A 23,505-nucleotide genomic window follows, 5' to 3' on the forward strand; every position below is an offset into this window, starting at 1 on the left:
TCTCAGTCTCGACTCAACGAGTCCATGCGCCCCACGTACATCGAGCGGTGCAGCTCTGTCACGTGGGCATGCGCGAGCCGGCTCGCACTCGCCGCGTCGCGGTTCGCCACCGCCTCGATCAACAACGCGTGCTCCGTGTTCGACTCCGCGAGATACTCCAGGCGATAGGGCACGAAGTACTCGTAGAGCTCGTTCGACACCCGACGATGCAGGATCGCGGCTCCCGCCACATGGGCCGCCGCCGCGACCGCCTCGTGGAAGGCGGCATCCGCCTCGCGAAAGTCTGCCCAGTCCCTGGCCGCCCGCATCCGCGTCACGAGCGCGCCGAGCTCGGTCAACTCCTCATCCGTGCGCGCTGCGCTGGCGAGACCGGCGAGGCCCGCCTCGATCACGGCGCGCTGATCAATGAGGTCGTGAACGTGCTGGGCATCCTCCCGGTAGGCAGCCAGAGCCGGAATGCCGTGTTCGGGAAGGACCTCGGCGATGAACGACCCCCCGGAGCCTCCGCGCAGCCGCACCACGAGTCCCTCCTCACTCAGCAGCCGATAGGCCCGTCGTGCCGTCATCTCGCTGACGCCGAACGCTCGAGCCGTCTCCGCCGGGGTCGGCAGGCGCTGCCCGGCGGCGAGCATTCCCAGATCCACTCCGAGCCAGATGCGAGCGCGCACGGTGTCGACGGCCGAGGTGCGACGAATCGCGCCGAGCGCGGGTGAGTCGAGATCCACGGTCGGCTCCGTTCAGGTCATGGATGCCGCCGGCCCGGCCGGCAGGGCCGGTCAGGCGGGCGGCATCTCGGCATCCACATCGATTGCCGCACCCCGATCGAGCCGGAGCCGCGCTCCCAGCACGATACCAAGCAGCAACGCGACGACCGGCACCAGGGCGAGCGCCGTACTCACGGCCACGCTGCCACCCGTCACAAGAGTGAAGTTCGACAGCACGAGCCACATCGCGACGATGAGGCCCAGAACCGCGAGCACCGGGAACACCCGCGCTCCCGCGGTGCGCCCCTCGGCGAGTGCGGGGCGGCGAAGGAAGAAAACGAAGACGGCAACCGAGGTGAGGAGCATGAGAATGACCATGCCCACCGTCGCCACCCCGGCCATCGAACCGAAGACGCCGACGAGCGGGTCGAGACCCGACAGCGCCAACACGGCGAGAACGATGGCGGCCGTGATGGTCTGAACGATCGACGACACCGATGGGGAGTGGTGACGGGCGTGCCGACGCCCGAGCGCAGACGGCAAGACGCGCTTGTTCGCGAGGCTGAACTGGTAGCGGGCGATCACGTTGTGAAAAGAGAGAACGCAGGCGAAGAGGCTGGTCACGAGAAGCACCTGGATCACATCGCGCATGATCGGGCCGAGGTACCGGGTGGCCGTGTCGAGCAGGAGGTTGCCCTCGCCGTCGAGAGTCTTCTGGGCGACTGCGACCGCGTTGCCGGCACCGACGCCCGTGATGAGAGCCCAGCACGAGACCGCGTAGAAGACTCCGATGACGATCACGGCGATGTACGTCGCTCTCGGGATGGTCTTCTCGGGGTTGCGCGCCTCGTCACGGAAGACGGCGGTCGCCTCGAACCCGATGAAACCGGTGAGAGCGAAGAGCACCGCGACGCCGATTCCCGGGGTGAAGACGGTGGCGGGATCGAACGTCTCGGTGGCGATGCCGCTGTCGCCTCCCGTGGCGAAGATCACGACATCGAGCACGACGACGACCAGGATCTCGAGCGCCAGAGCCACGCCCAGAACGCGGGCGCTCAGGTCGATGTGCCGGTAGCCGAGCACCGCGACGATCGCCATGGCGGCGAAGGAGTAGAGCCACCACGCGACATCGGGCCCGCCGAAGTAGGTCACCAGGTCGCCGACGGCCCACCCCATGTATCCGTACACCCCCACCTGAATCGCCGTGTAGGCGACGAGGGCGGTGAAGGCGGTGCCGAGACCGAGTCTGGCTCCGAGCCCCGCGGTCACGTAGGAGAAGAAGGCGCCCGCCTCTTTCACGAACGGCGTCATCGTCACGAAGCCCACCGAGAACAGCAGCAGGATGACTGCCGCGAGAGCGAATCCGATGGGCGCCCCCGCGCCGTTGCCGCTCCCGACGGCGAGAGGCACGTTGCCGCCGATCACCGTCAGCGGAGCCGCCGCGGCGATCACCATGAAGACGATGGAGCGCGTGCCGAGCTGCCCCTCGAGGCGTGTGCTCGAGTGCGAGGTGACAGTGGGTGAGGCGGTCATGGTCTGCTTTCGGTCGGGTGGTCGGAGATAGATCTGAGCGCGACGCTCAGTACAGCTCTGGGCGGCGGTCGGCGAGGTAGGGGTTGGCGATCCTGGCTCGAGCGGTCGCATCCGGATCGATCGTGGCGACCATCAGGCCCGACTCGGCCTCGCCCAATGACGCGAGGCGCTCGCCGCTCGGGGCGACGATGCTGCTTCGTCCCACGTAACGCAGATCGCCTTCGGCTCCGCATCGGTTCACGTAGACGACATGCACCTGGTTCTCCCAGGCCCGAACGGGGATGAGCTGCTCCGCGATGTGGGCGAACGGCTCCATCTGAGCGGTGGGAACGATGATCGCGTCGACGCCCGCGAGCGCGGCGGCCCGCACGGTCTCGGGGAACTCGACGTCGTAACAGATGAGGAACGAGAGTCGCACGCCGTCGATGTCGATCGGTTCGGGCAGTTCGTCACCGGCAGAGAAGAGAGAGCGGTCGAGATCGGCGAAGAGATGTGTCTTGCGATAGCGGGTCAGCTCGATGCCGTGCGAGTCGACGACGACGAGGGCGTTGTAGATGCCGCCGCTCTCGCGTGGCAGCGGCAGCCCGGCGACGATCGCAATGCCGACCGACTTCGCGATGTCGGCGACGCGGGCCGGCAGATCGAGGGCGGCGAGCTCATCGAGGCTGCCGGTGATGTTGTACCCGGTCACGAGCATCTCCGGGGTGACCAGCATGCTCGCCCCGCGTTCGACGGCGTCACGCGCGGCCTGCTCGATGATGGCGAGGTTCGCGTCGACGTCTCCGGGCACACCGGCGTGCTGAAGTCCTGCGATCGTCAGGGTCATGTCGTCCTTTCGGGTAGCGACTGGGTCAGTCAAACAGATCAGATTGATCTATTCGATTTCTGCCACGTTACGGCCTCGTTACGACACACGAGCGGCAATCGTGTGCGCGCAAGGGGATGTCGGTGGTCACGGCGCCGCCGTACGATTCCGATATGAGCTCACACGACAAGACCCAGGACGCCCCCATCATGGACGGCGCGAACGAAGCGACCGAAGAAGAGAAGCAGGCCGGTCGCGAAGACCAGATCAAGGCCGACAACGCCCGCGACGGAGGACTCGACGACGATCTCCGCAGCATCCGCGTCGTCGACGAGGGCAAGAATCGCGCCCGCACCGAGGGCAACGGCAGCGGCGCCGACGGAGCCGTCGACATCTCGAACGAATCCGACGTCGAGCGCAGCGACTCCGACGACTAGCTGGTAGCGACGGCGCACTCCCCGCACGGGGAGTGCGCCGCCGCCAGTCAGATCGTGCGCAGTTCGCCTCGAACGATCGAGTTGCCCGAGTGCGTGGTGTCTCCGTTGTCAGGTTCGGCCGATACGTCGACGAGCGAGTAGTCGGCGAGATCGACATTCGACGGAACCGTGAAGACTCCCTCCACCCCGTCGAGATATCCGATGCTGACGAGTTGCGTTCCGTCGCCCGAGATCAGCCACACCTCTCGCAGTTGCGCGTCTGAAGGGCCGCTATCGCCCGCCGTGTCGACGTCGACGACGACCTGGCGCGTGCCATCAGGCAGCACCTCGACCACGGCGCTGCCGCGGGAGTCGGCCCAGTCGGGGAACGGATCGAGTTCTGCTCCGGCCACCGCGATGCCGGTCTGCGCGGTCTGGGATGCCTGCCACCAGGAGCCGAGTCCGGTTCCGGCGACGATTCCCACGACCAGGGCGGCGACCGTCACGGGCACGACGAAGCGGGTGCTCCATCGGCGCCGCCGTCGCCCCGTAGCCACGTGAGGCGTGGCCACGTGAGGCGCCGCGGTAAGCGACGCCTGTGCGGCGCCATCCTCGATCTCGGCCTGGATGCGCTCCCAGACGGCGGGCGGGGGCGTGGCGAGCGACTCGCCCTCGGCCGAGCGACCCTGGTGAACGACCGCCCGGAGCTCGCGCAGTTCGACCGCGCACTCCGCGCACGACGCCACGTGCGCGCTCTCGTCGTCACTCGGAGCGAGTTCGCCCAGCCCGATCAAAGCCAGCTGGTCTGCATCAATGTGTGCCATCGTTCACCTCCAAACGTATTCGTAGCCGAGACAGACTTCGACGGATATGACTTTTCACGGTGCCGAGCGGTAGCTCGAGTCTCTCCGCGATCTGCGCGTGCGTCAGATCGGCGAAGAAGGCCAGTTTCATGATCGTGCGCGGCACCGGGTCGAGACGCTCGAGTTCATCGGCCATCATCAACCTATCGGCCACCTCCGCCGTGTCATCGGTCATCGCGACGGCGTTCTCGAGAATGTGCGCCTCGTCGGCTCGACGCATCCGGCTGCGCGCCTCGTGGGCATCGGCGATGGAGTGCCGGGTGATCCCGACCAGCCAACTGCCCATGCTCGCCCTGGCGGGGTCGTACTTCGCGCGCCCCCTCCATGCGGCCACGAAGACCTTCTGCGTCACGTCCTCCGCGTCGCGCGAATCACCCAGCGACCGCAGCGCCAAGGTGTACACGAGCGACGACCAGCGCTCGTAGACACCCGCCAGAGCACGATCGTCGCCCGAGCAGAAGGCGTCGACTAGTGCGGTGTCGTCGGTGGATACGTCGGTCACGTCAGCGTGCGGCTTCCTGGTGGACACCCCGATCGCACGAGCCGAGAATCGCGGATCGGAGGGGGATTCGGGGCAATGAGTCAGCGTAGGGTCGAGCATACTTGGCATCCCCCATCACGCGATCGGCACCGCGTAGACGATCACATTGCTGAGGTAGTGACCGGTGCTGTAGTCGAATTCTCCCCCGCAGGTGATGAGGGCCAGCCGATGCTCTCCCTCCCGGTCGAAGACGGCATTCCAATCGACACCGTTCTTCTCGAGCATCGAGACGCTCTGAACCGAGAACCTCGCCGTCTGCCCGTCGACCGACGTGGTCATGACCTCGGTGCCGGCAGGCGCGTCTTTCAGCAGCGCGAACTGGCCGACCCCGTAGTCGAACGAGTCGACGTGGGCGGCGATGACGCTGGTACCCGAGGCGCTCCACGGCGTGGGCCCGTAGCGGTACCACGACGCGATCGCGGGGTCATCCGACAGGGCGAGCGCGCCCGTGCCATCGACACCCTCGGGCGACACCACCACGTCGATTCCGAGCGACGGCACCTGGACCCGCGCCGGCTGCACGACGGGTTCGGCGGCGTTCGCCCCCAGGCTCGCGTCGGTCAGAGGCACGGTGGATGCGACGGGCCCGGCGGGCGGTTCCGTCACCGAGGGCGTCGGTGTGGGGGTCGTCGGTCGCTCGACGCCCGCCGGGGTCGACGTCGCGGGGGCGTCGGCGGCGGCGCCGCATCCGGTCGTCAGCAGCAGCGAGGCGAGCGCGAGCGCGCCGAAGACCGCGGCCCGGGTTGCGTGAACCCGGACCGCGGCCGTGTGGGGATGCCTGCGGGTCAGCGTTCGACCTTGGTGAGCATCCGGCTGCGCACTGCTGTGATTGCAAGCGCGGAGAGCAGCAGGGCGAGTGCCCCGCCGATCAGCAGGCCGGCGGGGTCTGCGGGCTGGTTGGTCGCGACGAGACCGGCCGTTCCCGCGGGGACTCCACCAGGGTTGGAGTGCAGTCCGCCGATGGTCTGCACGGCGAGCGCCAGGTTGCCATCGGCGAGGCTGCCCCACGCGTAGACGATGGTGTTCGTTCCCTCGGCCACGTCGACGTCGGCCGGGCCGATCACAGGGTCGGTGGTTCCTGTGGCGGCGACCGACGCCGACACGGTGCCGGCGGGAAGGGTGAGCACGGACTCGCCCGGGTTCGCGAGGTTCGTGATCACGGGGCTGCCTGCGGCGAGAACGTCGACCGCGGGGGCGGCGGCGACGTGGCGCACGGTCAGGCGTCCCTCGCCGGCGGCGAGGGTGGCTGTGTCGTTGGTGAAGAGCGTCGCGGTGGGCTTGCCCGCGGCGTCGAGGTGCGCGACAGCGGTGTAGTTGCCGTTGGCCGCGAGGGCGAGGTCGACCGGGCCGATCAGGGGCGAGCTGGCGTCGGCCGCGTCTGAGGCGGTGATCGCCACCGAGTAGGTTCCGGCGGGCAGCGGGAGCGGTCCGGCGAGCGTGCCGGGCGTGAAGTCGTCGAGTGTCAGGGCTCCGTTCACGTAGACGTCGACAGTGACGCCGGGAACGGCGTGCAGCACCGACAGCTGGGCGTCGCCTTCCGCTGCGGATGCGGGGAGTGCGGCTGCAACGGCGACGAGCGCGCCGGCGGCGATGCCGGCGATGAGGGTCTTGCGCATGGGTACCTCCTGTTAGCGCCCCGAGGGGCTGAGAGAAAACTGCCTACATAGAGCACTTCTCTCGAAGGGCCGCATTTGGATGCACCTTCGCCGAACTTTTTTCTGCGCGGCTCTGCCGGGTAGCGCGGCGTCTGCCCGGTGACCCATGATCGAGAGATGACCTACCTCGCAGACCCGTCCCGTTACGACAGCTTCCCCTACCGACGCACGGGCCGAAGCGGCCTCAAGCTTCCCGCCGTCTCGCTCGGGCTCTGGCAGAACTTCGGCGACGACGTGGCCATCGAGACACAGCGCGCGATTCTGCACCGCGCCTTCGACTCGGGCGTCACGCACTTCGACCTCGCGAACAACTACGGCCCTCCCTACGGCAGCGCCGAGACGAACTTCGGACGCATCTTCGCCGAGGACTTCGCCGGCTATCGAGACGAGCTCGTTCTCTCGACCAAGGCCGGCTACGACATGTGGCCCGGGCCCTACGGCGACCACGGCTCGCGCAAGTACCTGCTCGCCTCGCTCGACCAGTCACTGGCCCGCATGGGCGTCGACTACGTCGACATCTTCTACAGCCACCGCGCCGACCCCGACACGCCCCTCGAAGAGACGATGGGTGCGCTGCACACGGCTGTGCAGTCGGGGCGCGCTCTCTACGCCGGCATCTCGAGCTACTCGCCCGAACGCACTGTCGAGGCCGCGCGCATCCTGGCCGATCTCGGCACTCCCCTGCTCATCCACCAGCCGTCGTACTCGATGTTCAACCGCTGGATCGAAGACGGCCTGCTCGATACCCTCGGAGATCTCGGCGTGGGCTGCATCGCGTTCTCGCCCCTCGCCCAGGGCCTGCTCACCGACCGCTACCTCGATGGCATCCCCGCCGATTCGCGCGGCGCGCGCGGCGGCTCGATGCAGAAGCGGATGCTGACCGACGAGACACTCGAGCGGGTTCGGGGCCTCAACGAGATCGCTTCAGGACGCGGGCAGACGCTCGCTCAGCTCGCACTGTCATGGGCGTTGCGCGACGAGCGCGTGACCTCGGTGCTGATCGGCGCATCGTCGGTGACGCAGCTCGACGACAACCTCGCCGCGGTGCAGAACCTCGCGTTCACCAGCGATGAACTCGCGAGCATCGACGAGTTCGCCGGCGACCGCGACATCAACCTCTGGGCGAACTCGAGCGCCGTCTAGCCGGTGCGGCGGGCGCCGGCAGTAGGCGCCCGCCGGCAGTAGGCGCCCGCCGGCACTCCGCCCGCTGCTAGCGGCGCGCGATCGGCTGGATGCCGAATGCCTTCGCGAGACGGTCGATCTTCTCGGCGCGACCAAGCCTCGGCAGGTCGCTGCCATCGCGGATGACCCGACCCCGCGACTCGAAGTCGTCGAGGAAGTCGCGCGCCCACGTGGCATCCGACACCGTGGGGCTGATGGTCTCGTTGATCACCGAGAGCTGGTCGAGGTCGAGGCACAGCTTTCCGGTGAGGCCCATGGCCACGGCGTGCTCAGACTTCTGCCGCAGCACCGGATGGCTGCTGCCGACCGTCGGACCATCGATGGGGCCGGGCAGATTGCCGATGCGGCTGGCCACGACCAGACGCGAACGAGGATACGCCATGGCCAGGTCGTCGGCACTCGTGCCCGTGTCGCGCCGGTAGTCACCGCTGCCGAAGCCGAGCCGGAAGGCTCCGCGGGCGCGAGCGATCGACGGCGCCTCCTCGATTCCCAGCGCCGACTCGACGAGGGCGAGAACGGGCACCGTGCCGCCGAGGCGGTCGAACGTCTCGGTGACGTGCTCGGCGGACTCGGTCTTGGCGAGCATCACGCCGGAGAGGCCCGGAACACCCTTGAGGCCGTCGACGTCACCGCTCCAGAACTCCGTGCTGCGGTCGTTGATGCGCACCCACCCGGCACCGCCGGCCGTGAGCCAATCGATGACCGAGCCGCGCGCATCCGCCTTCAGCTTGGGGTCGACGGCGTCTTCGATGTCGAGAATGATCTGGTCGGCGCGCGAGTTGCTGGCCGCGTCGAACTCCTCGGAACGGATGCCCGAGACGAGCAGCCAGGAGCGGGCGATTGCGGGATCGATGGTCGATGCGGTCATCTACGGTCTACTTCTCTGTCGGAGATTCGGACACAGTCACCGACCACGACGATCGGCCCTGCTCGTGCCTCAGCATCGTATCGAACGATTCTCCGCGGCAACCTCAGCGGGTGAGGCGCAGCCTCTCAGCTCGCGCGCAGCGACGCCGCGCAGGTCGACAGCATCGCGCGCAGCGCGTCTTGATCCTTCGACGAGAGCTGCGACTTCATGCGGTCTTCGACCCCTCTCACCGCAGCACTCGCCGTGGTGAGCTGGCCCCGGCCCGCTGCGGTCAGCTGCGTCGGCAGCGCTCGCCCCGACGCAGGCTGCTCCGATCTCGTCACGAGCCCGTCGGCCTCCAGCGCCTGCAGCAGCACGTTCATCGCCTGGCGAGTCACGAATGTTCCGCGGGCCAGCTCCGAGTTCGACAGACCCGGTCGCTGAGCGAGCAACTCGAGGCACGAGTAGTGGGTCACGCTCATGCCGAGAGGGCGCAGCACCGCCTCCATCGCCGCGCGCAAGGCGCTGGCGACCTCCTTCATCAGGTATCCCAACGAGGTGCTCAATTCGATTCCCGAAGCGCCTTGACTCATGTCAACATTCTGACATACTTGTGATGTCAACAAACTGACATACCAAGGAGAATCTCATGACCGCATCCGGCCCCGGCTTCATCTCACTTCAGGTCCGCGACATCGAGGCGTCTGCCGCCTTCTACGAGAAGTACCTCGGCGTGAGCCGCCAGCCCGGCCCGCCTCACGCCGTGGTCTTCGACACCACGCCCGCTGCCTTCGCGGTGCGCGACGCACTGCCCGGCGTCGACCTGAACTCCGGCGCCCAGCTCGGTCTCGGCATCGGCGTCTGGATGCACGCACCCGATGCGCAGCAGATCCACGACACCCTGGCGGCCGACGGATTCACGATCACCTCGGCACCCGTCGACGGACCGTTCGGCCGCACCTTCACCTTCGCCGACCCCGACGGCTACGCCATCACGCTGCACGACAAGGCCTGATCCGTTCGCGCTTCGCCATCTCCGCGGGCGATCGTCGAGCGCGCTCTTAGCGGGCACGCGCTCCCTCGTCGAGCGCGCGCTCGCCCGCTGACCGCGCGCTCAAGCGACTGGAGCGTGAGCGGCGGGGAGCCTCGGCGCGCTCAGGCGGCGGCCTGCTCCACGACGTCGCGGATCTCGGCAGCACTGAGGTTCGCCCCGAACAGCTCGCGCCCCGGCTGCAGCACGGCTCCCTCGGCAAGCGGGCCGAGGTCGACCGCGTCGAAGCCCAGAGAATCGATGAAGTCGGCGACCACGTCGTTCGCCTCGACGTCGTCTCCCGAGAGCGCGATCGCCTTGCGGTCCGGGTCACCGGATGGCCGGGAGCCCTCGTCGAGGTCGTGATAGCCCATGTGGTTGAACGCCTTCACGACGCGAGATTCGGGCAGGAGAGCTTCGACGATCTCACTGGTCGTCGACTCTGCGTCGGTGAGGTCGGGGCGCTTTCCGTCGACCTCCCACCAGTAGTTCATGGCGTCGATCACGATCTTGCCGCGCAGCTCGTCGACCGGCAGCGCCCGGTGGCCGTCGAGCGGCACGGCCTTACCCAGGGGCAGAGCCAGGATGACGAGATCCGCCCGGCCCGCGGCATCCGGCGCCGTTGTCGCCTCGGCGCCGTGCGCCAGCACGTCGATCGTCAACTCGATCGCCGCTGGCGGTCGGGAACTCGCGATGAGCACGCGGTAGCCGGCGGCGATCGCGAGCCGGGCGAGCACGGTGCCCACTTTTCCGGCACCGAGGATGCCGAGGGTCACCGGCCGTGAGCCGGATTCAGGGTTCGTGAGTGTGATGTCCGTCGAGCTTCAGAGTAGTGATCGGTCATGCACCACGACGAACTGACTCGTCAGTCGCGCACCCCGAACAGTCCGAAGCCGTGCTTCACCAGCACGTCGTAGGCGTCGGCGTAGTTGTCGGGCACCGGCGCATCCGGCTCGTAACGGGCAAGCAGAATACCGATGAGTCCGAGCGCGGGCGGGGTCAGCGGGCGCTTACGGTCTTTCTCCTTGTCGGAGCGCGGATTCGCCTCAGGATTCGGGGGAACGTAGGCGGGGGTGACCGTGGGCCAGAGCGCGGGCTGGCGCGGCTTCTTCAGATTCACCGCGTTGAAGATCGGTGTGGCGGATGCATCGCGATCGGTCAGCGGCTCGAGTCCGTGCAACTCGGCGATGGTCTTGGCAAGAGAGCCGTGGTGCATCTCGTCGTTGATGACGGTTCCGGCTCTCGTGTAGGCCGAGACCACGATGGTGGGAACCCGCAGGCCGAGACGATCGAACGTGAAGCCCATCTCGCCCGGGGCCTCGTTCTTCACGGGCGGCACGGCGGCCGGCGGCGCGACGTGATCGTAGAGGCCGCCGTGCTCGTCGAAGGTCACGAGCAGCACGGTGTTCATCGCGTTCGAGCCGGTGCTCGAGGCGCCGTCTTTGATCGACGTGTAGACCTCGCCGAGCAGTTGTTCGCCCGCCCGCATGTCCGAGAAGGCGGACTCCATCTCGGGCGTATCCGGCTCGACTTTGTCTTTCTCCGGTCGCACGACAGGCGGATGCATGTCGTTGTGGTCGAACACCATGCGCGGCTCCACGAAGGCGTAGTCGGGCAACTTTCCTTTGGCCGCGTCCTCGTGGAACTGCTCCATGCTGCGGAAGTTGCTCTTCCAGTACTTCTGCAGCGATGGAGCACTCAGCAGTCCGGTGAGCGAGACGACCTGCTGGGCGTCGTAGTACACGCGCCACGACTTGCCCGCCTCCTCAAGACGGCTGAACACGGTCGGCACGGCCGGAGCATCCAGCCACTTGTCGATGCCGCCACCCTCGACGTTCGTGACGAAGCCGTGCGAGGTGCTCGCGTGAAAGAACGAGCGGTTGCAGAACGTCTGCGAGGGAACGGCCGCGTGCCAGTGATCGTAGACACCGAAGCTCTTCGCGAGCGTCGACAGCACCGGGAGCATGGCCGGCGAGAATCCGCCCATCACCACGGCGTACTCCTCGGGTGTCGGCGCGCGCCCGCGAGACAGCGTGGAGTTCACGATGTAGTCCTTCACGAAGCCGTCGTTCTTCGGCGTCGACGCGTCTTTCGGCAGGTTCCAGGGCTCCTGCAGCGGGTTCCTCAGATCGGAGTTTCTCTCGGGGTCGATCGTTCCGAACAGTTGCGTGTTCACGTGGGGGTAGAACTCGCCCGGGTCGGGATCGGGCTGGGCCATGATGCGGTCGGTCGAACCGCTGTAGACGTGAGCGGGCACGGTGTCACCCGAGGGTCCGGGGTTGCTGTACTCCCCCTGGTGTAGACCGTCGAAAGTCTGCCCCGCGGGCTCCTGCCCCGACTCGTAGAGCCAGCCCAGCATGTGGTCGAACGAGCGGTTCTCGAACATGATCACGACCACGTGGTCGAATCCCGGTTCGTGACGAACGGGCAGTGGCGAGAAGCCGAGTTCGTCGTCATCCGGGTCAGACGAGCGGATGCCGGCGGTCACGCCGCCGACCGTCGCCCCGCCGACCGCAAGCCCTGCGACCCCGATGCCGGCGGTGCGGAGGAAGTTACGTCGTGACGCGCCGCGCTGAGCTTTCTCGTCGTCGCTCTCGTTCTTTCTGGCCGCCATCTCGGTCCCCTCCCGATCCCGCCAGAATACTCGGGTGCGGGTCGAAACCGCCGTCCGCGCATCCGCGCCGGTTGGGCGCATCGGCGCCTGGTCGTCCAGCAGCGGATGCGCCCAAGCGGCGCGGTTACGACGGTTGCAGCGCGGCGAGCGGGGTCGTCGGCAGAGCGGTCCACCCCTCGCGGCGTGCGCGGGCGAGCTGCTCCGGAGACGGACGGCCGTAGTGGCCGAGAGCCGCGCTTCGCGAAGCGAGGGCGGCGATCACGGCGTCGAAGGCGTCGCCCGAGCGCACCATGAGCTCGACGTGACCCTCGAGGTCGAGCCAGGGGGCGGCATCCAGAACCCGAGCCAGCAGCAGCTCGCGCGCCTGCGCGCTCACGCGGTAGCCGGTCGTGTCGAACCCCCAGAGCCTGAGGCTCGCCCCCGGATAGATCTCGACGACGACCCCGGAACCCGAACGATCGACATGCACACCCCGAGCCTGGATGCGGCCGAGCAGCCCGGCGCACCGCATCGCGGTGAGCCCCAGCCGATCTGTCGACACGCTGAGCGGCCAGCGGCCTGTCTTGGCGCGTACGTCGCGATCCGTCTCGCGGTAGGCGAGGGTGCGACGCCAATCCATGCCGCCGTCGACGGCGGGCGCCTCGGTCGAGTCGTGATCGGCGTGGGCGACGATGAAACTCACGAACTCATCGGGCCAGCCGAAGGCGCAGTCGATGCCGAGCTTGTCGACCTCTGTCGCTGCCTGCGCGATCACGTCGTCACCGACGCCGAGTCGCAGCTCGGTCAGCGTCGCACGAGGCCCGGCCCAGTCGATGACCGCGAGCGCTGTGCCCTTGCTCTCGGCAGCGAGATCGACCCCAGCGGTGAGCATCAGACAAGCGTAGTCGCGAGCGGGAGCTGCACCGCGGCATGGGGACTTCTCCCCATTTTGGACGAGGGCGACTCTGCCTAACGTGGAAGCATGACAACCGGATCCTTCTACGAATCCCTGCCGCCCCAGAATTCGACTCCGCCCGCCGCAGCGCCCGGCTCCTACTCACCGCCGCCCGCCGCGCCCGCCACCGGGGCACTGCCCTATGGGCTCGGGTTCCTCGCCTACATTCCCCTGCCGTATCTGAGCCTGATCATCGCCGGAATCGTCATGGCCTCCGTGTACCCGTCCCAGAAGAGAAAGGGCGGGCTCGCTGCAGAGAACGCCCGGCAGGCCGCGAACTGGGGACTCAGCCTGATCGTCTACATGGTGCTCGACTTCACGTTCTTCATCATTCTACTCGTCACGCGCCCCGAGGAGAATACGGGGTTCTTCCCGGTCGGCATCCCCGTTCTGCTGGTGCTCGCGATCGGTCTCGCTCACCTCATCGTGAGCATCATGGGTCTCGTCGCGGCGAACAAGCACACGGTGCTGCGCAACCGCATCGCGATTCCCTTCATCCGCTAGGGGCACATCCGCTAGGGATCAGGGAAGAAGCGCCCCTCCGGCGACCGCCAGCCGGTACCACTCCGGCCGCGTGAGCTCGATCTCCGACCCCGCGGCCGCCTCGCGCAGACGCGATCCCTTCGTCGTTCCCAGCACCAGCTGAATTCGAGCCGGATGCCGGGTGATCCATGCTGCCGCGATCGCCGTGGGCGTCACCGAGTAGGTGGCCGCGAGATCGTCGAGAACGTCGTTCAGCTCCGCGTAGTTCTCACGGTCGCCGATGAAGACGCTGCCGGTCGCGCCCGACTGGAACGGCGACCACGCCTGCACCGTGATGTCGTTGAGACGGCAGTAGTCGAGCACGCCGTTGTGCCGGTCGACGGACTGCTCGGCGTGAGCCATGTTCATGGCGAGCCCCGAGGTGATCGAGGGCGCGTGGGTGATGCTCAGCTGCAGCTGGTTCACGACGAGGGGCTGACGCACCGATTTCTTGAGCAGCTCGATCTGCCCCGGCGTGTGGTTCGAGACACCGAAGTGACGCACCTTGCCCTCGGAGTGCAGCTGCTCGAATGCGGCCGCCACCTCGTCTGGTTCGACGAGCGCGTCGGGGCGGTGCAGAAGCAGCAGGTCGAGGTAGTCGGTCTTCAGCGCCGCCAACGACCCGTTCACGGAGTCGACGATGTGCTCGGCCGAGAAGTCGAAGTAGCCGGGGCGGATTCCGCACTTCGTCTGAAGCACCATCTGCTCGCGCGCGGCCGAGGTGTAGTTCAGAGCATCGGCGAACAGGCTCTCGCACACGTGCTCGGGGCTGCCACCCGAACCGTAGATGTCGGCATGGTCGAAGAAGGTGATGCCCTCGGCCTGAGCATCGCCCACGAGGGTTCGAATCTCGGATGCCGACAGCTCGGGAATGTGCATCAGCCCCAGAATGTGCTGCGAAACGGTCAGACCGGTTGTTCCGAGATTCACGTGTTTCATGCTTCGCAGGCTACCGCTCGCGGCCACAGGCCGACGCCGGAAGCCGTCAGATGTTGTCGGGCTCGAAGGGAGTCTCGGTAGGCGTCGGCGTCGGAGTGGGCGTCTCTGTCGGGGTCGGCGTGGACGTCTCCGACACAGAGGGATTGGGCGTCGCCGTGCCGACCTTGTCCGTGTCTTGCGCGTCTCCCACACATCCTGTGAGAAGAAGCAGCGCGGCGGAACCCACGATGGTCGTAGCGATGATTTTCTTCATTCCGCCAATGTACGGAGTGCTCGCGCCCTTACCCGGCCCCGTAGATTTACGCGCTTCACGGTGGTAGCCGATCCGGCGCATCCGGTCGTGAGCTAGGCGTATCGTCGAAGCAGACCATCCGATTCTCACGAGGAGCCGCCATGACGAAACAGCTCGACAAGCCCGCATCCAAGGGCCGCACGGCGGCACGCATCGCTCTCGGGGCCATCCTCGTTCTTGCCGGAACGAGCCACCTCACTTTCGGCCGCGACGACTTTCGCGCCCAGGTGCCCGAGTTCGTGCCTCTCAAAGAAGACACGACCGTGCTCTTGAGCGGCGTCGCCGAGATCACGCTGGGCGCGGCCCTGCTCTTCGCCCCGCGCTCGCAGCGGGCACGCGTCGGCGGGCTCGCCGCAGCCTTCTTCACCGCGATCTTCCCCGGCAACATCGCGCAGGCGATCCACCACCGGGATGCGTTCGGTCTCGATTCCGACGCCAAACGCGTAGGGCGCCTGTTCGGCCAGCCCCTGCTCGTGGCGTGGGCCCTGTGGTCGACGCGCACCGCGGCGAAGTGACCCGAAGCCGCATACTGCTCGCAGCCGGCGGAGTCGCGCTCGTCGCGGCGTACGCGGCTCTGATGGCCGTCGAATCCCTCGTGCTCGATCCGCTCGCGGCCGTTCCCGGTGCGACTCTCGAAGAGATCCACGCGTATCTCACGGCGGCCGGCGACGATGTCCCCGGTGACATCGCCTGGGTGATCGCCACAGCATCCATCGGTGTTGTGCTCGCCGCGGCCACCGCGATCGTGGGGGTGTGGAGACGACTATCCCTCTCGACGTTGGCGATCGTCTTTCTTGCCATCGTCGCGGCTGGCGCCGTACCCGCGTTCCTCGATGGCTTTCGTCTGAACATGGACATCGCCGACACCTACGGCGTCAGCGGCGGGGCGCACACGGTGTGGGCGGGAGTGCTCTATCTCACGAGCCTGGCAGCCTTCGGGGCAATCATCGGGCTGGGTGTCTACAAGCTTCACCGGCGCGCGAAAATGACCACGCTTGCTTAAAGGAAGATAGCTTCCTATGCTCATGGCATGGCTAAACGCAAACCGGGACGGCTCTTTCCCATCGAATTCGACATCCTCGAATGCGGACTCGCGCTGCAGTCGAGCGAGGGCAGCTTCTATGGCTTCGCTCTCGCTCGAGCACTGTCCGAGAACTCGGGAGACGAGCTGACCGCTCACGGCACGCTCTACAAGGCTCTTGGTCGCATGAAAGATGCCGACCTTCTCGAGTCGTCTTGGGAGAACTCGATAGTGGCCGACGCCGAGAACCGCCCGCGTCGCCGCCTTTATACCGTCACAGGCGAGGGAGAGAAGGCGTACCAGGCCGAGGCGCAGGCGCTGGGCGCGGATGCCGTGGCCGAGCGCAGGCGGGCACGTGCGGGCAATGCGATCCCCGGGTTGCCGCGACTGGGCATCGACGCAGGAGGTCTCGCGTGAGCGTCGCCCGCTCGGCCGACTATCGACGCATGACGTCGGCCGTCCTGCGATGGGCGGCCTGGTACACCCGCGGCATCGACCGACAGGCCACCAACGATCGACTCGACGAGTTGACCTCGGATCTGTATGAGCATGTCGTCTGGGCGGAGTCCGCCGGCCTGAAGCCGACGGAGGTGGCGCGCAGCATCCGGCGTCGGAGACTGCGCGGCGTACTCGACGATCTGCGCTGGAGGCGCGCTCAGCTACGTGAGGCGCGCACGAACGATCCCCTGACCTTCTCGCTCGGCCGCAACGACGCCGTCGCGCTCGCCATCGTGTTCGCCGTCGGACTGGCCGTCGTGATCTTCGGGGCATTCACGCTCACGCGGCTGCTGTCGTATCTCGGCCGAACCGGCGACACGGCAGTCACGACCCTCAGCGGGGCACTGGCCCTGTCTGCACTTCTGTCGACCGTGGGATTGGTGGCGCTCGGCTGGAAACGCACACGATTCATTGGTGCACTCGCGCTGGTGATCGCCCAGGCCGCGGTCGTGCAATTCGGATTCTCGAGTCTTCTCTACGGCAGTTCTTCGGTGAATGCCTACATGTACAACTCAGAGCTGTGGCCACTGCCGAAGTATGCCCTTGCGGGAGCACTCGCCCTGCTGTTCGCGGCGGCGACGCTGTGGTGGTGGCCCAGCAGAAAGCCCGCGCGTACGCGCCTCGCCGAAGCCGCACACCAAGGAGATCGATCATGAGACGTCGACTGGCCGCCATCGTCGGAGTCATCGCCGGCGTCGCCCTAATGGCCACCGCCATCTTCATCGGGGTTGGAATCCTCGACACGCGATCGAGCCTGCAGGCCGCGGCGGCCCCCGTGCCGCAGACCACCATCGGTACCGCGCTGTCGAACGGGGCGCCGACGCAAACGGTGACGTCGAATCTGCCCGCGGCCATGATTGCGGGCTTGCCCGGCTACCGCGACGAGCACGACCGCGACACCTACATACACGTGCAGACCTGGATGAAGATCTGCATGGGAACGCACGGCTACAGCTACCAGTTCGATCTGGCGCCGCAATCCGGGTCGGTGCTCGGCCTCGTCTCGACCGGCTTCATTCCCCTCCCCAAGGGATTCGACCAGGGCGAACAGAACGCGCTGTACGGCGCGCCCGATAACCTGTTGCCCGACTACGACTGGCAGACCGGCGGATGCTATGGCGAAGCCGTTCACAAGGCAGGCCTTCTCGATGACGGTTCAGATGGATTCACCCCCGACGAGCTCGCGAAGATCGCAGAGATCTACGATCCCATGGCCAACCCTCCAGAACCGCTTTATGGCTACGCAGGAGTGACCCCCGGGTTCGGCGTGAGCTTCGACCCGGCCGTGGCAGCGAGTGTCGACGCGTCGATCGTCGCCTGCATGAGCCGGAACGGAATCCAATACGCCCACGCGGACAACATCAATCCCGAGGGGTCGGCGCTCCTCAACGAAGGCTCTTTCATGGCCCGTCCGATCTCAGGCGATAACACGCCGACTTTCTTCGACGACGCGTTCGTTGTGCTCTACGGAGTCCGGGTGCCGGCCGACCAGCCCTATGACTGGCAGAAGGGTGGGTGCTACGGCGCCGCGATCCACGAAGCGGGCATCGACCGCTAGTAGCTCGGCGCGTCGGGCTCACTCGCAGCGAGCTCGGCGCGATCGCGCTTCAGCCACAGTCGGCCCAAGACCAGCCGATAGAGAAGCGAAGCAGCCACGGTGATGACGAGAAGCCACGGGTCCGCTTTGCCGAATACGAAAACGACTGCTGTGGCAAACACGGCCAGCATCAGAATGATCGACGCACCGACGCGAGACGGTCTCGCCCACAGCACGCTCGAGGGAACCCACCAGATCTGATCCACGTCGATCTCTCGTTCGTTATGACGCTCGACGATCCAGAGAACCAGGGTGAAGCCGACCACGAAGACGAGCATCACGGCCCCGGGCCACTCCTGATAGAGCCCCACGGCGAACAGCACCGCGAAGAGTGTGGCGGGGCCCGTCGTCAGCCACCAGCGAAGCGGAAATCTCTTTGCAGCCATACTCAACACGCTAACAAAGTCACGTCTGGGGCTGAAACGTAACACCGATCTGCGCGACGACGTTCGAACACCAGTACGATAATCCGCGTGACCACGTCGCTCATTCTGCACGTCGACGCCGACTCGTTCTTCGCCTCGGTGATCCTTCGGCGTCACCCAGAGCTCACCCACAGGCCCATGGCCGCCATCGCCCACGTGTTCATCGCCAGCGCCAACTATCCGGCTCGACTCCGGGGCGTCCGGGGCGGCATGCAGCTGCATGAAGCCCTGCACGTCTGCCCCGAACTCGTGATGATCGAGACGCCGCGTGGCGAGGTCGAGGAGGTAAGCGACGCACTCTTCGACATCTTTCGAGACAGCGCTCGCGCGGTCGAGCCCGGGTCGATGGAGGAGGCGTTTCTCGACGTCGAAGCCATAGACAGGCAGACCGCCGTCGAGGCCGGCGAGGCTCTGCGCCGACGCGTGGCGCGCGAACTCGGCATTCCCATCAGCGTCGGCATCGGGCGCACCAAGCTGATGGCGAAGCTGGCCTCGCGGGCGGCGAAGCCCGACGGCCTGCATGTCATCGACCACGGTGACGAGGCCGACTTGCGGGTCTCGCTGGCCATCTCCGACATCTGGGGCATCGGTCCCCAGACCGTCGAGCGTCTGCGCCTCATCGACGTCACTCACCTCGGAGACCTCGATCGCATCTCATCAGACGAACTACGCAGGGTCTGCGGAGCGACCATGGCGCAGCGCTTGAGCCGCATTCGGGCCGGCACCGACGATGCAACACTCAACCCGATCGAGACGAGATCGAGCCTCTCCTCCGAAGGAACCATCTCGGGCTACAACCGCCCCGACTGGAGTCCGTCCGAGCTCATGGAGGCCTGCGTCACCCGTGTCTGCGGGCGAGCATCGAAGGCCGAGCTGGCGGCCGGCGGGCTCACCGTCGCGCTCCGCTTCGACGGCGGCGAGCCGCCCGTCATTCTCAAACACCGGATGCCGTCGGCGACGTCGGATCCGCAGGCGTGGCTGCCCGAGATGCGCCGCCTGCTGGCCGCCGCCCAGCAGCCCGGACTCACCGCCATCAAGGCCACTCTCACAGGGCTTCTCCCCCCGGAACGCGTGCAGCAGGCTCTGTTCTGATGCATTCGTAGACGCGGTCTAGCCCACAGCCTCAGCTTGGTCAACGCCGCGCGAGGCCCGAGCCGACGCCGTAGCGTGAAGATATGCGATCAGTAGTGCGCGAGGCCAGCGGCATCCGGGTGCTCGGCGGCCCGTCGACCGCAGCGCTACCCTCCAACGCTTCGGATCGCCTGCCGACGGTCGTGCTCGTGCACGGAATCGGAACATCGCACCGCTACTTCTCTCGTCTGCACCGCGAACTCGAGACAGAGACGACGGTCTACTCGCTCGACCTGCCGGGCTTCGGCGGCACTCCCAAGCCAGCGTTCACGGCGAGCGTGCGCGAGATGGCGCTGCTGATCGCGAACGCGCTCGACGAGCTCGCCGTGCGCGATGCCGTACTGGTGGGCCACTCCATGGGTGTGCAATGGGTCGTCGAACTCGCACTCCTGAGACCCGACCTCGTGTCGCTGGTGGTCGCGATCGGTCCGGTTGCCGACTCCGCCCATCGCACACTCGCCGCCCAGTCTCGGGCCCTGGCCGTCGATGTCCTGGGCGAACCCCCGCTGACGAACGCCGTGGTGTTCGTCGACTATCTGCGCTGCGGCCCCGCCTACTACCTGGCTCAGTCGAAGCCCATGCTGAGCTATCCCGTCGACGAGCGCGTGGCCGCGCTCACCCGCCCGCTGCTGGTCATCCGGGGCGGCAACGACCCGATCGCGGGCGACGACTGGTGTCGCCGTCTCGCCGCTCGGGCCCCAGTCGGATGCGTCGTCACCGTTCCCGGCAATCGTCACGTCGTGCAGTTCACCGCCCCGAGGGCGGTTGCGGGGGCCATCCGCTCCACCGTCGCCCGCACGAGCACCGACCAGAGCACCCGCCGATGAGAGCTCTTCGCATCGCGGGGTGGTGGGCACGCGACTACGCCTACGCCCTCTACTGGCAGGCCAGAGCGATCGTCGGCAGAACCGACCCCACGTCGTTCCGCGCCGGATCGGCGCGGACGATCGTCGTCATCCCCGGGGTGTACGAGACCTGGCGCTTTATGCAGCCGCTGATCCGCGCGATGCACGACCGAGGGCATCCGGTGTACGTCGTCGACGCGCTCAACTGGAACAATCGCCCTGTCGTCGAGGCCGCCGATGTCGTGTCGGCGTTCCTCGCCGAGCACGGTCTTCATGACGTGGTCGTCGTGTCGCACAGCAAGGGCGGGCTCATCGGCAAGTACGTCATGAGTGCGGGCGCCGAGGCCGCGCGCGTCGACTCGATGCTGGCGGTCGCGGCTCCGTTCGTGGGCTCCTTCTATGCACGTCTGATGGTGCTGCCGAGCCTGCGCATCTTCTCACCGAAGAACGCCACGATCCTGGCCCTGGCCCACGACGAGACGGTCAATAATCGCATCGTGTCGGTCTATGGCGAGTTCGATCCGCACGTTCCGGCGGGCAGCGAACTGGTCGGCGCCAAGAACGTGCGACTCGACACGGGCGGGCACTTTCGGGTGCTCGCGCACCCTCGCGTGATGGCAGAGCTCGCGGCGCTGGCGGAGTAGCCTCCGTCAGTCCATTCCGTCGAGGCGCTCCCGCAGCCCGGCCACGATCTGCGCCTCGCTGTCGTAGTAGGCGAGACCCCAATCGGCGACCATCGCGGCGTAGCGCACCCTGTGCTCGTCGCCGAGCATGTCTCGCACACCCTGCAGATCTGCCCGGCGCGCCGCCAGGTCATCCAGATGCCCTTCGAGCATGCCGCCCAACTGCTCTGGCGTCGACAGGCGACCCATCAGCAGGCGCAGCGCGACGGGATGTTTGAGGATGGGAAAGCCGACCTCACCATGGAAGAGCCATGTCTGCAGCTGCTCTTCGCCGAGTTCGGTCACCCGATACCGCGCCGGGCCGTCGGAGGGCGCCGTCTCGACGAGCTCGGCCTCGGACAGCTTGCGCAGCTCGGTATAGATCTGGCTCATGGCCGGGCTGACCCAGTAATACCGCAGCGTGAAGTCGGCGCGCTGCTTGAGTTCGTAGCCTGTCATGCCCTCAGGATTCTCTCGGTCGAAGACGAGCAGGCCCAGCAGCGCGTACGCCGTGGTCGACAGAGCGGAATTAACCATGGACATAACCATAGGTTCCTGATAGGTATATTCCTACTAGGAATAGACCCGTCGCCGTCGACAGATCAGGAGCGCAGCATGACCGACCTCGCCATCGAGACGCACGCGCTCGTGAAGACGTTCAAGAAGACGGTCGCCGTCGACGGCATCGATCTGGCGATTCCTCGCGGAGGGGTGCATGGCTTTCTCGGCCCGAACGGAGCCGGCAAGACGACCACGATCCGCATGCTCGCGACGCTCACCAGACCAGACTCGGGCACCGCTCGGGTGCTCGGCCGCGACGTCGTCACCGACGCCAACGAGGTACGCCGCCGAGTGAGCCTCACCGGCCAGTTCGCCTCGGTCGACGAAGACCTCACCGGTGCCGAGAACCTGCGACTCATCGGCCGCCTCTTCGGTTACACAGGCGCTCGCGCCACACGGCGCTCTGACGAGTTGCTGACGGCGTTCGGGTTGTCGGATGCGCGAGACAAGCAGGTCAAGAAGTATTCCGGCGGCATGCGTCGCCGCATCGACATCGCCGCGAGCATCGTGGTCACCCCCGAGCTGCTGTTCCTCGACGAACCGACCACCGGCCTCGATCCGCGCAGCCGCAACGAGGTGTGGGACATCATCAGGGCGATGGTCTCATCGGGCACGACGGTTCTGCTGACGACCCAGTACCTCGACGAGGCCGACCAGCTCGCCGACCGTATCAGCGTGATCGATGCCGGCAAGGTCATCGCCGAGGGCACGTCGAGCGAACTCAAGGCGAAGGTGGGCAACGGGGCGTTGCACGTGCGCGTGATGAATCCGGCGGACCGGCCACGGGCATCCGAGGTTCTGAATCGCATTCTGGGCGTCGAGATTCGCGACCAAGCCGACCCCGCAGCCCTGAGCGCGACGGTCGCCGACCCTGGCATCGTGACATCCGCACTCACGGCCTTGGCTGCCGAGAAGATCGAATTGGCTCAGTTCTCACTCGGGCAGCCCTCGCTCGACGAGGTGTTCCTCGCGTTGACGGGCCACACCTCAGAGAGCACAAGCGACGAGGAGGTCGCAGCATGACCCGTCTCGACAAGCTCGACGAACGAGCCGACGTCGCACCCGCGAGCGCCGAGTCGCTCGCGGCCGCTATGCGGTCGGCGCTGGCCGACGTCGAGCGCCCCACCCCGCCCGGCCCGCTGTCGACGTCGCTGACCTTCGGCTGGCGGGCGCTGCTCAAGATCAAGCACGTGCCCGAGCAGCTGTTCGACGTCACCGTCTTCCCGGTGATGTTCACCCTGCTGTTCACGTTCCTCTTCGGCGGGGCGATTGCCGGAAGCGTCGGCGGCTACCTGCAGTACGTGCTGCCCGGTCTGCTCGTGCAGGGCGTGATCATGATCACGATGTACACCGGGTCGACGCTGCGCACCGACATCGATCGGGGTGTCTTCGACCGCTTCCGCTCGCTGCCGATCTGGCGGCCGTCGGCTCTGGTCGGCATGCTGCTCGGCGACGCGGTGCGCTACACGATCTCTGCCACCGTCACGATCGCGCTCGGGCTGGCGCTGGGCTACCGGCCCGAGGGTGGCGTAGCGGGCGTACTCATGGCGGTGCTGCTGATCCTCGTCTTCGCGTTCAGCTTCAGCTGGCTCTGGACCTTCTTCGCCCTCGTGCTGCGAACGCCCGGCGCAGTCATGGGGGTGAGCATGCTCGTGATCACCCCGCTCACCTTCGCGAGCAACATCTTCATCGAACCGTCGACGCTTCCGAACTGGCTGCAGGCCTTCGTCGAGGTCAACCCGGTGTCGCACCTGGTCACGGCTGTGCGCGACTTCATGGGGGGCACGGATGCGTCGGGCGAGTTGAGCATCACACTCCTGTGGTGCGCGGGGCTGGTCGCCGTCTTCGGCCCGCTCACCATGATCCGCTACCGAACGGCAGGATAAGC

31 protein-coding genes are annotated in these 23,505 nt (G+C 66.9%); 15 read left to right on the top strand and 16 right to left on the bottom strand.

The window, feature by feature from the left end; genetic code table 11:
• Positions 1–2: 2 nt before the first annotated feature.
• Genes ASE64_RS10115 through ASE64_RS10125 form a run of 3 tightly spaced genes read right to left on the bottom strand, consistent with a single transcriptional unit; the run spans position 3 to position 3,063 of the window.
• Complete coding sequence (locus ASE64_RS10115) at positions 3–725, bottom strand: FadR/GntR family transcriptional regulator (protein ID WP_055779525.1); 723 nt, start codon at positions 723–725, stop codon at positions 3–5.
• A gap of 51 nt (positions 726–776) precedes the next feature.
• Positions 777–2,237 (bottom strand): APC family permease, encoded by a 1,461-nt coding sequence (locus ASE64_RS10120; protein WP_055779528.1) that lies wholly within the window; start codon positions 2,235–2,237, stop codon positions 777–779.
• 46 nt (positions 2,238–2,283) lie between these two features.
• Positions 2,284–3,063, bottom strand: a complete 780-nt coding sequence (locus ASE64_RS10125) for a carbon-nitrogen hydrolase family protein (protein ID WP_055779530.1) — start codon at positions 3,061–3,063, stop codon at positions 2,284–2,286.
• Between the two features lie 152 nt (positions 3,064–3,215).
• Between ASE64_RS10125 and ASE64_RS10130 the strand changes: the two genes are divergently transcribed.
• Positions 3,216–3,479, top strand: a complete 264-nt coding sequence (locus tag ASE64_RS10130; RefSeq protein ID WP_156351768.1) for a hypothetical protein — start codon at positions 3,216–3,218, stop codon at positions 3,477–3,479.
• Between the two features lie 47 nt (positions 3,480–3,526).
• On the opposite strand, the gene ASE64_RS10135 is transcribed toward ASE64_RS10130, so the two are convergent.
• The 3 genes from ASE64_RS10135 to ASE64_RS17585 all read right to left on the bottom strand — a co-directional run bounded on the left by ASE64_RS10135 (position 3,527) and on the right by ASE64_RS17585 (position 5,432).
• Complete coding sequence (locus ASE64_RS10135) at positions 3,527–4,282, bottom strand: anti-sigma factor (protein WP_082466087.1); 756 nt, start codon at positions 4,280–4,282, stop codon at positions 3,527–3,529.
• Positions 4,269–4,823, bottom strand: coding sequence for an RNA polymerase sigma factor (locus ASE64_RS10140; RefSeq protein WP_235480567.1), 555 nt, complete (start codon positions 4,821–4,823; stop codon positions 4,269–4,271). The genes ASE64_RS10135 and ASE64_RS10140 overlap by 14 nt, the downstream gene beginning before the upstream one ends.
• Positions 4,824–4,937: 114 nt before the next feature.
• On the bottom strand, positions 4,938–5,432 hold the full coding sequence (locus ASE64_RS17585; RefSeq protein WP_162234560.1) for a class F sortase: 495 nt from the start codon (positions 5,430–5,432) through the stop codon (positions 4,938–4,940).
• 1 nt (position 5,433) lies between these two features.
• On the opposite strand from ASE64_RS17585, the gene ASE64_RS17590 reads away from it, so the two are divergent.
• Positions 5,434–5,613 carry a hypothetical protein gene (locus ASE64_RS17590; protein WP_055779540.1) on the top strand — a complete coding sequence of 60 codons (180 nt, stop codon included), beginning with the start codon at positions 5,434–5,436 and terminating at the stop codon, positions 5,611–5,613.
• Between the two features lie 34 nt (positions 5,614–5,647).
• Here the strand turns inward: ASE64_RS17590 and ASE64_RS10155 are convergent, their stop codons facing one another.
• Positions 5,648–6,478 carry a DUF4397 domain-containing protein gene (locus ASE64_RS10155; RefSeq protein WP_055779542.1) on the bottom strand — a complete coding sequence of 277 codons (831 nt, stop codon included), beginning with the start codon at positions 6,476–6,478 and terminating at the stop codon, positions 5,648–5,650.
• 156 nt (positions 6,479–6,634) lie between these two features.
• On the opposite strand from ASE64_RS10155, the gene mgrA reads away from it, so the two are divergent.
• A complete protein-coding gene (gene mgrA / locus ASE64_RS10160; RefSeq protein WP_055779545.1) occupies positions 6,635–7,660 on the top strand; it encodes an L-glyceraldehyde 3-phosphate reductase in 1,026 nt (341 codons plus the stop codon).
• A 67-nt stretch (positions 7,661–7,727) separates the two neighbouring features.
• On the opposite strand, the gene ASE64_RS10165 is transcribed toward mgrA, so the two are convergent.
• Positions 7,728–8,567 carry an HpcH/HpaI aldolase/citrate lyase family protein gene (locus tag ASE64_RS10165; protein ID WP_055779548.1) on the bottom strand — a complete coding sequence of 280 codons (840 nt, stop codon included), beginning with the start codon at positions 8,565–8,567 and terminating at the stop codon, positions 7,728–7,730.
• A 125-nt stretch (positions 8,568–8,692) separates the two neighbouring features.
• Entirely contained in the window at positions 8,693–9,139 is a 447-nt protein-coding gene (locus ASE64_RS10170; RefSeq protein ID WP_055779550.1) for a MarR family winged helix-turn-helix transcriptional regulator, read from the bottom strand.
• A gap of 56 nt (positions 9,140–9,195) precedes the next feature.
• Between ASE64_RS10170 and ASE64_RS10175 the strand changes: the two genes are divergently transcribed.
• On the top strand, positions 9,196–9,561 hold the full coding sequence (locus ASE64_RS10175) for a VOC family protein (protein WP_055779553.1): 366 nt from the start codon (positions 9,196–9,198) through the stop codon (positions 9,559–9,561).
• A gap of 140 nt (positions 9,562–9,701) precedes the next feature.
• Here ASE64_RS10175 and ASE64_RS10180 read toward each other — a convergent pair whose 3' ends face one another.
• From ASE64_RS10180 to ASE64_RS10190, 3 genes are all read right to left on the bottom strand, one after another.
• Positions 9,702–10,352 (bottom strand): NADPH-dependent F420 reductase, encoded by a 651-nt coding sequence (locus ASE64_RS10180; protein ID WP_235480568.1) that lies wholly within the window; start codon positions 10,350–10,352, stop codon positions 9,702–9,704.
• An 89-nt stretch (positions 10,353–10,441) separates the two neighbouring features.
• Positions 10,442–12,190: an alkaline phosphatase family protein gene (locus ASE64_RS10185; protein ID WP_055779560.1), complete on the bottom strand. Its 1,749-nt coding sequence runs from the start codon at positions 12,188–12,190 to the stop codon at positions 10,442–10,444.
• Positions 12,191–12,314: 124 nt separating this feature from the next.
• Positions 12,315–13,061, bottom strand: coding sequence for a DUF429 domain-containing protein (locus ASE64_RS10190; protein WP_055779563.1), 747 nt, complete (start codon positions 13,059–13,061; stop codon positions 12,315–12,317).
• Positions 13,062–13,151: 90 nt separating this feature from the next.
• Here ASE64_RS10190 and ASE64_RS10195 point away from each other — a divergent pair, with 90 nt between their 5' ends.
• Positions 13,152–13,628, top strand: coding sequence for a DUF4870 domain-containing protein (locus ASE64_RS10195; protein WP_055779566.1), 477 nt, complete (start codon positions 13,152–13,154; stop codon positions 13,626–13,628).
• A gap of 18 nt (positions 13,629–13,646) precedes the next feature.
• On the opposite strand, the gene ASE64_RS10200 is transcribed toward ASE64_RS10195, so the two are convergent.
• Both ASE64_RS10200 and ASE64_RS10205 read right to left on the bottom strand, forming a co-directional pair.
• The gene (locus ASE64_RS10200) at positions 13,647–14,585 is read right to left on the bottom strand and encodes an aldo/keto reductase (protein ID WP_055779960.1); all 939 of its coding nucleotides are present in this window, start codon (positions 14,583–14,585) and stop codon (positions 13,647–13,649) included.
• Positions 14,586–14,631: 46 nt separating this feature from the next.
• Complete coding sequence (locus tag ASE64_RS10205) at positions 14,632–14,838, bottom strand: hypothetical protein (protein WP_055779569.1); 207 nt, start codon at positions 14,836–14,838, stop codon at positions 14,632–14,634.
• A gap of 140 nt (positions 14,839–14,978) precedes the next feature.
• Here ASE64_RS10205 and ASE64_RS10210 point away from each other — a divergent pair, with 140 nt between their 5' ends.
• Genes ASE64_RS10210 through ASE64_RS10230 form a run of 5 tightly spaced genes read left to right on the top strand, consistent with a single transcriptional unit; the run spans position 14,979 to position 17,954 of the window.
• Positions 14,979–15,392, top strand: a complete 414-nt coding sequence (locus ASE64_RS10210; protein WP_055779572.1) for a DoxX family protein — start codon at positions 14,979–14,981, stop codon at positions 15,390–15,392.
• On the top strand, positions 15,389–15,880 hold the full coding sequence (locus ASE64_RS10215; protein ID WP_156351770.1) for a hypothetical protein: 492 nt from the start codon (positions 15,389–15,391) through the stop codon (positions 15,878–15,880). The genes ASE64_RS10210 and ASE64_RS10215 overlap by 4 nt, the downstream gene beginning before the upstream one ends.
• 27 nt (positions 15,881–15,907) lie before the next feature.
• Complete coding sequence (locus ASE64_RS10220; RefSeq protein ID WP_055779577.1) at positions 15,908–16,315, top strand: PadR family transcriptional regulator; 408 nt, start codon at positions 15,908–15,910, stop codon at positions 16,313–16,315.
• Positions 16,312–17,052: a hypothetical protein gene (locus ASE64_RS10225; protein ID WP_055779579.1), complete on the top strand. Its 741-nt coding sequence runs from the start codon at positions 16,312–16,314 to the stop codon at positions 17,050–17,052. Before ASE64_RS10220 ends, ASE64_RS10225 begins: the two co-directional genes overlap by 4 nt.
• The gene (locus ASE64_RS10230) at positions 17,049–17,954 is read left to right on the top strand and encodes a hypothetical protein (RefSeq protein WP_055779582.1); all 906 of its coding nucleotides are present in this window, start codon (positions 17,049–17,051) and stop codon (positions 17,952–17,954) included. Before ASE64_RS10225 ends, ASE64_RS10230 begins: the two co-directional genes overlap by 4 nt.
• Here ASE64_RS10230 and ASE64_RS10235 read toward each other — a convergent pair.
• Positions 17,951–18,379 (bottom strand): hypothetical protein, encoded by a 429-nt coding sequence (locus tag ASE64_RS10235; protein WP_055779585.1) that lies wholly within the window; start codon positions 18,377–18,379, stop codon positions 17,951–17,953. The two genes, ASE64_RS10230 and ASE64_RS10235, sit on opposite strands and share 4 nt — an antisense overlap.
• 87 nt (positions 18,380–18,466) lie before the next feature.
• Here ASE64_RS10235 and ASE64_RS10240 point away from each other — a divergent pair, with 87 nt between their 5' ends.
• The 3 genes from ASE64_RS10240 (at position 18,467) to ASE64_RS10250 (ending at position 21,038) form a co-directional block, all read left to right on the top strand.
• On the top strand, positions 18,467–19,510 hold the full coding sequence (locus ASE64_RS10240; protein ID WP_055779588.1) for a DNA polymerase Y family protein: 1,044 nt from the start codon (positions 18,467–18,469) through the stop codon (positions 19,508–19,510).
• Between the two features lie 83 nt (positions 19,511–19,593).
• A complete protein-coding gene (locus tag ASE64_RS10245; RefSeq protein ID WP_082466095.1) occupies positions 19,594–20,376 on the top strand; it encodes an alpha/beta fold hydrolase in 783 nt (260 codons plus the stop codon).
• Positions 20,373–21,038, top strand: coding sequence for an esterase/lipase family protein (locus tag ASE64_RS10250; RefSeq protein WP_055779592.1), 666 nt, complete (start codon positions 20,373–20,375; stop codon positions 21,036–21,038). The genes ASE64_RS10245 and ASE64_RS10250 overlap by 4 nt, the downstream gene beginning before the upstream one ends.
• Positions 21,039–21,044: 6 nt before the next feature.
• On the opposite strand, the gene ASE64_RS10255 is transcribed toward ASE64_RS10250, so the two are convergent.
• Complete coding sequence (locus ASE64_RS10255) at positions 21,045–21,593, bottom strand: PadR family transcriptional regulator (RefSeq protein WP_055779594.1); 549 nt, start codon at positions 21,591–21,593, stop codon at positions 21,045–21,047.
• Positions 21,594–21,671: 78 nt separating this feature from the next.
• On the opposite strand from ASE64_RS10255, the gene ASE64_RS10260 reads away from it, so the two are divergent.
• A complete protein-coding gene (locus tag ASE64_RS10260) occupies positions 21,672–22,640 on the top strand; it encodes an ATP-binding cassette domain-containing protein (RefSeq protein WP_055779597.1) in 969 nt (322 codons plus the stop codon).
• Positions 22,637–23,503 carry an ABC transporter permease gene (locus ASE64_RS10265; RefSeq protein ID WP_055779601.1) on the top strand — a complete coding sequence of 289 codons (867 nt, stop codon included), beginning with the start codon at positions 22,637–22,639 and terminating at the stop codon, positions 23,501–23,503. The genes ASE64_RS10260 and ASE64_RS10265 overlap by 4 nt, the downstream gene beginning before the upstream one ends.
• The last annotated feature ends 2 nt before the right edge of the window (positions 23,504–23,505 follow it).

This window comes from Agreia sp. Leaf210 (genome assembly GCF_001421485.1).
GTDB lineage: Bacteria > Actinomycetota > Actinomycetes > Actinomycetales > Microbacteriaceae > Agreia.

What these genes read in the sequence shown, in the direction of transcription:
- ASE64_RS10245 (WP_082466095.1), top strand. Translation starts at nt 19,594, where the DNA reads ATGCGATCAGTAGTGCGCGAGGCCAGCGGCATCCGGGTGCTCGGCGGC.
- ASE64_RS10135 (WP_082466087.1), bottom strand. Translation starts at nt 4,282, where the DNA reads ATGGCACACATTGATGCAGACCAGCTGGCTTTGATCGGGCTGGGCGAA.
- ASE64_RS10210 (WP_055779572.1), top strand. Translation starts at nt 14,979, where the DNA reads ATGACGAAACAGCTCGACAAGCCCGCATCCAAGGGCCGCACGGCGGCA.
- ASE64_RS10250 (WP_055779592.1), top strand. Translation starts at nt 20,373, where the DNA reads ATGAGAGCTCTTCGCATCGCGGGGTGGTGGGCACGCGACTACGCCTAC.
- ASE64_RS10170 (WP_055779550.1), bottom strand. Translation starts at nt 9,139, where the DNA reads ATGAGTCAAGGCGCTTCGGGAATCGAATTGAGCACCTCGTTGGGATAC.
- ASE64_RS10185 (WP_055779560.1), bottom strand. Translation starts at nt 12,190, where the DNA reads ATGGCGGCCAGAAAGAACGAGAGCGACGACGAGAAAGCTCAGCGCGGC.
- ASE64_RS10195 (WP_055779566.1), top strand. Translation starts at nt 13,152, where the DNA reads ATGACAACCGGATCCTTCTACGAATCCCTGCCGCCCCAGAATTCGACT.
- ASE64_RS10260 (WP_055779597.1), top strand. Translation starts at nt 21,672, where the DNA reads ATGACCGACCTCGCCATCGAGACGCACGCGCTCGTGAAGACGTTCAAG.
- ASE64_RS10165 (WP_055779548.1), bottom strand. Translation starts at nt 8,567, where the DNA reads ATGACCGCATCGACCATCGATCCCGCAATCGCCCGCTCCTGGCTGCTC.
- ASE64_RS10230 (WP_055779582.1), top strand. Translation starts at nt 17,049, where the DNA reads ATGAGACGTCGACTGGCCGCCATCGTCGGAGTCATCGCCGGCGTCGCC.
- ASE64_RS10235 (WP_055779585.1), bottom strand. Translation starts at nt 18,379, where the DNA reads ATGGCTGCAAAGAGATTTCCGCTTCGCTGGTGGCTGACGACGGGCCCC.
- ASE64_RS10155 (WP_055779542.1), bottom strand. Translation starts at nt 6,478, where the DNA reads ATGCGCAAGACCCTCATCGCCGGCATCGCCGCCGGCGCGCTCGTCGCC.
- ASE64_RS10190 (WP_055779563.1), bottom strand. Translation starts at nt 13,061, where the DNA reads ATGCTCACCGCTGGGGTCGATCTCGCTGCCGAGAGCAAGGGCACAGCG.
- ASE64_RS10255 (WP_055779594.1), bottom strand. Translation starts at nt 21,593, where the DNA reads ATGGTTAATTCCGCTCTGTCGACCACGGCGTACGCGCTGCTGGGCCTG.
- ASE64_RS10205 (WP_055779569.1), bottom strand. Translation starts at nt 14,838, where the DNA reads ATGAAGAAAATCATCGCTACGACCATCGTGGGTTCCGCCGCGCTGCTT.
- ASE64_RS10130 (WP_156351768.1), top strand. Translation starts at nt 3,216, where the DNA reads ATGAGCTCACACGACAAGACCCAGGACGCCCCCATCATGGACGGCGCG.
- mgrA (WP_055779545.1), top strand. Translation starts at nt 6,635, where the DNA reads ATGACCTACCTCGCAGACCCGTCCCGTTACGACAGCTTCCCCTACCGA.
- ASE64_RS10120 (WP_055779528.1), bottom strand. Translation starts at nt 2,237, where the DNA reads ATGACCGCCTCACCCACTGTCACCTCGCACTCGAGCACACGCCTCGAG.
- ASE64_RS10265 (WP_055779601.1), top strand. Translation starts at nt 22,637, where the DNA reads ATGACCCGTCTCGACAAGCTCGACGAACGAGCCGACGTCGCACCCGCG.
- ASE64_RS10200 (WP_055779960.1), bottom strand. Translation starts at nt 14,585, where the DNA reads ATGAAACACGTGAATCTCGGAACAACCGGTCTGACCGTTTCGCAGCAC.
- ASE64_RS10220 (WP_055779577.1), top strand. Translation starts at nt 15,908, where the DNA reads ATGGCTAAACGCAAACCGGGACGGCTCTTTCCCATCGAATTCGACATC.
- ASE64_RS10175 (WP_055779553.1), top strand. Translation starts at nt 9,196, where the DNA reads ATGACCGCATCCGGCCCCGGCTTCATCTCACTTCAGGTCCGCGACATC.
- ASE64_RS10125 (WP_055779530.1), bottom strand. Translation starts at nt 3,063, where the DNA reads ATGACCCTGACGATCGCAGGACTTCAGCACGCCGGTGTGCCCGGAGAC.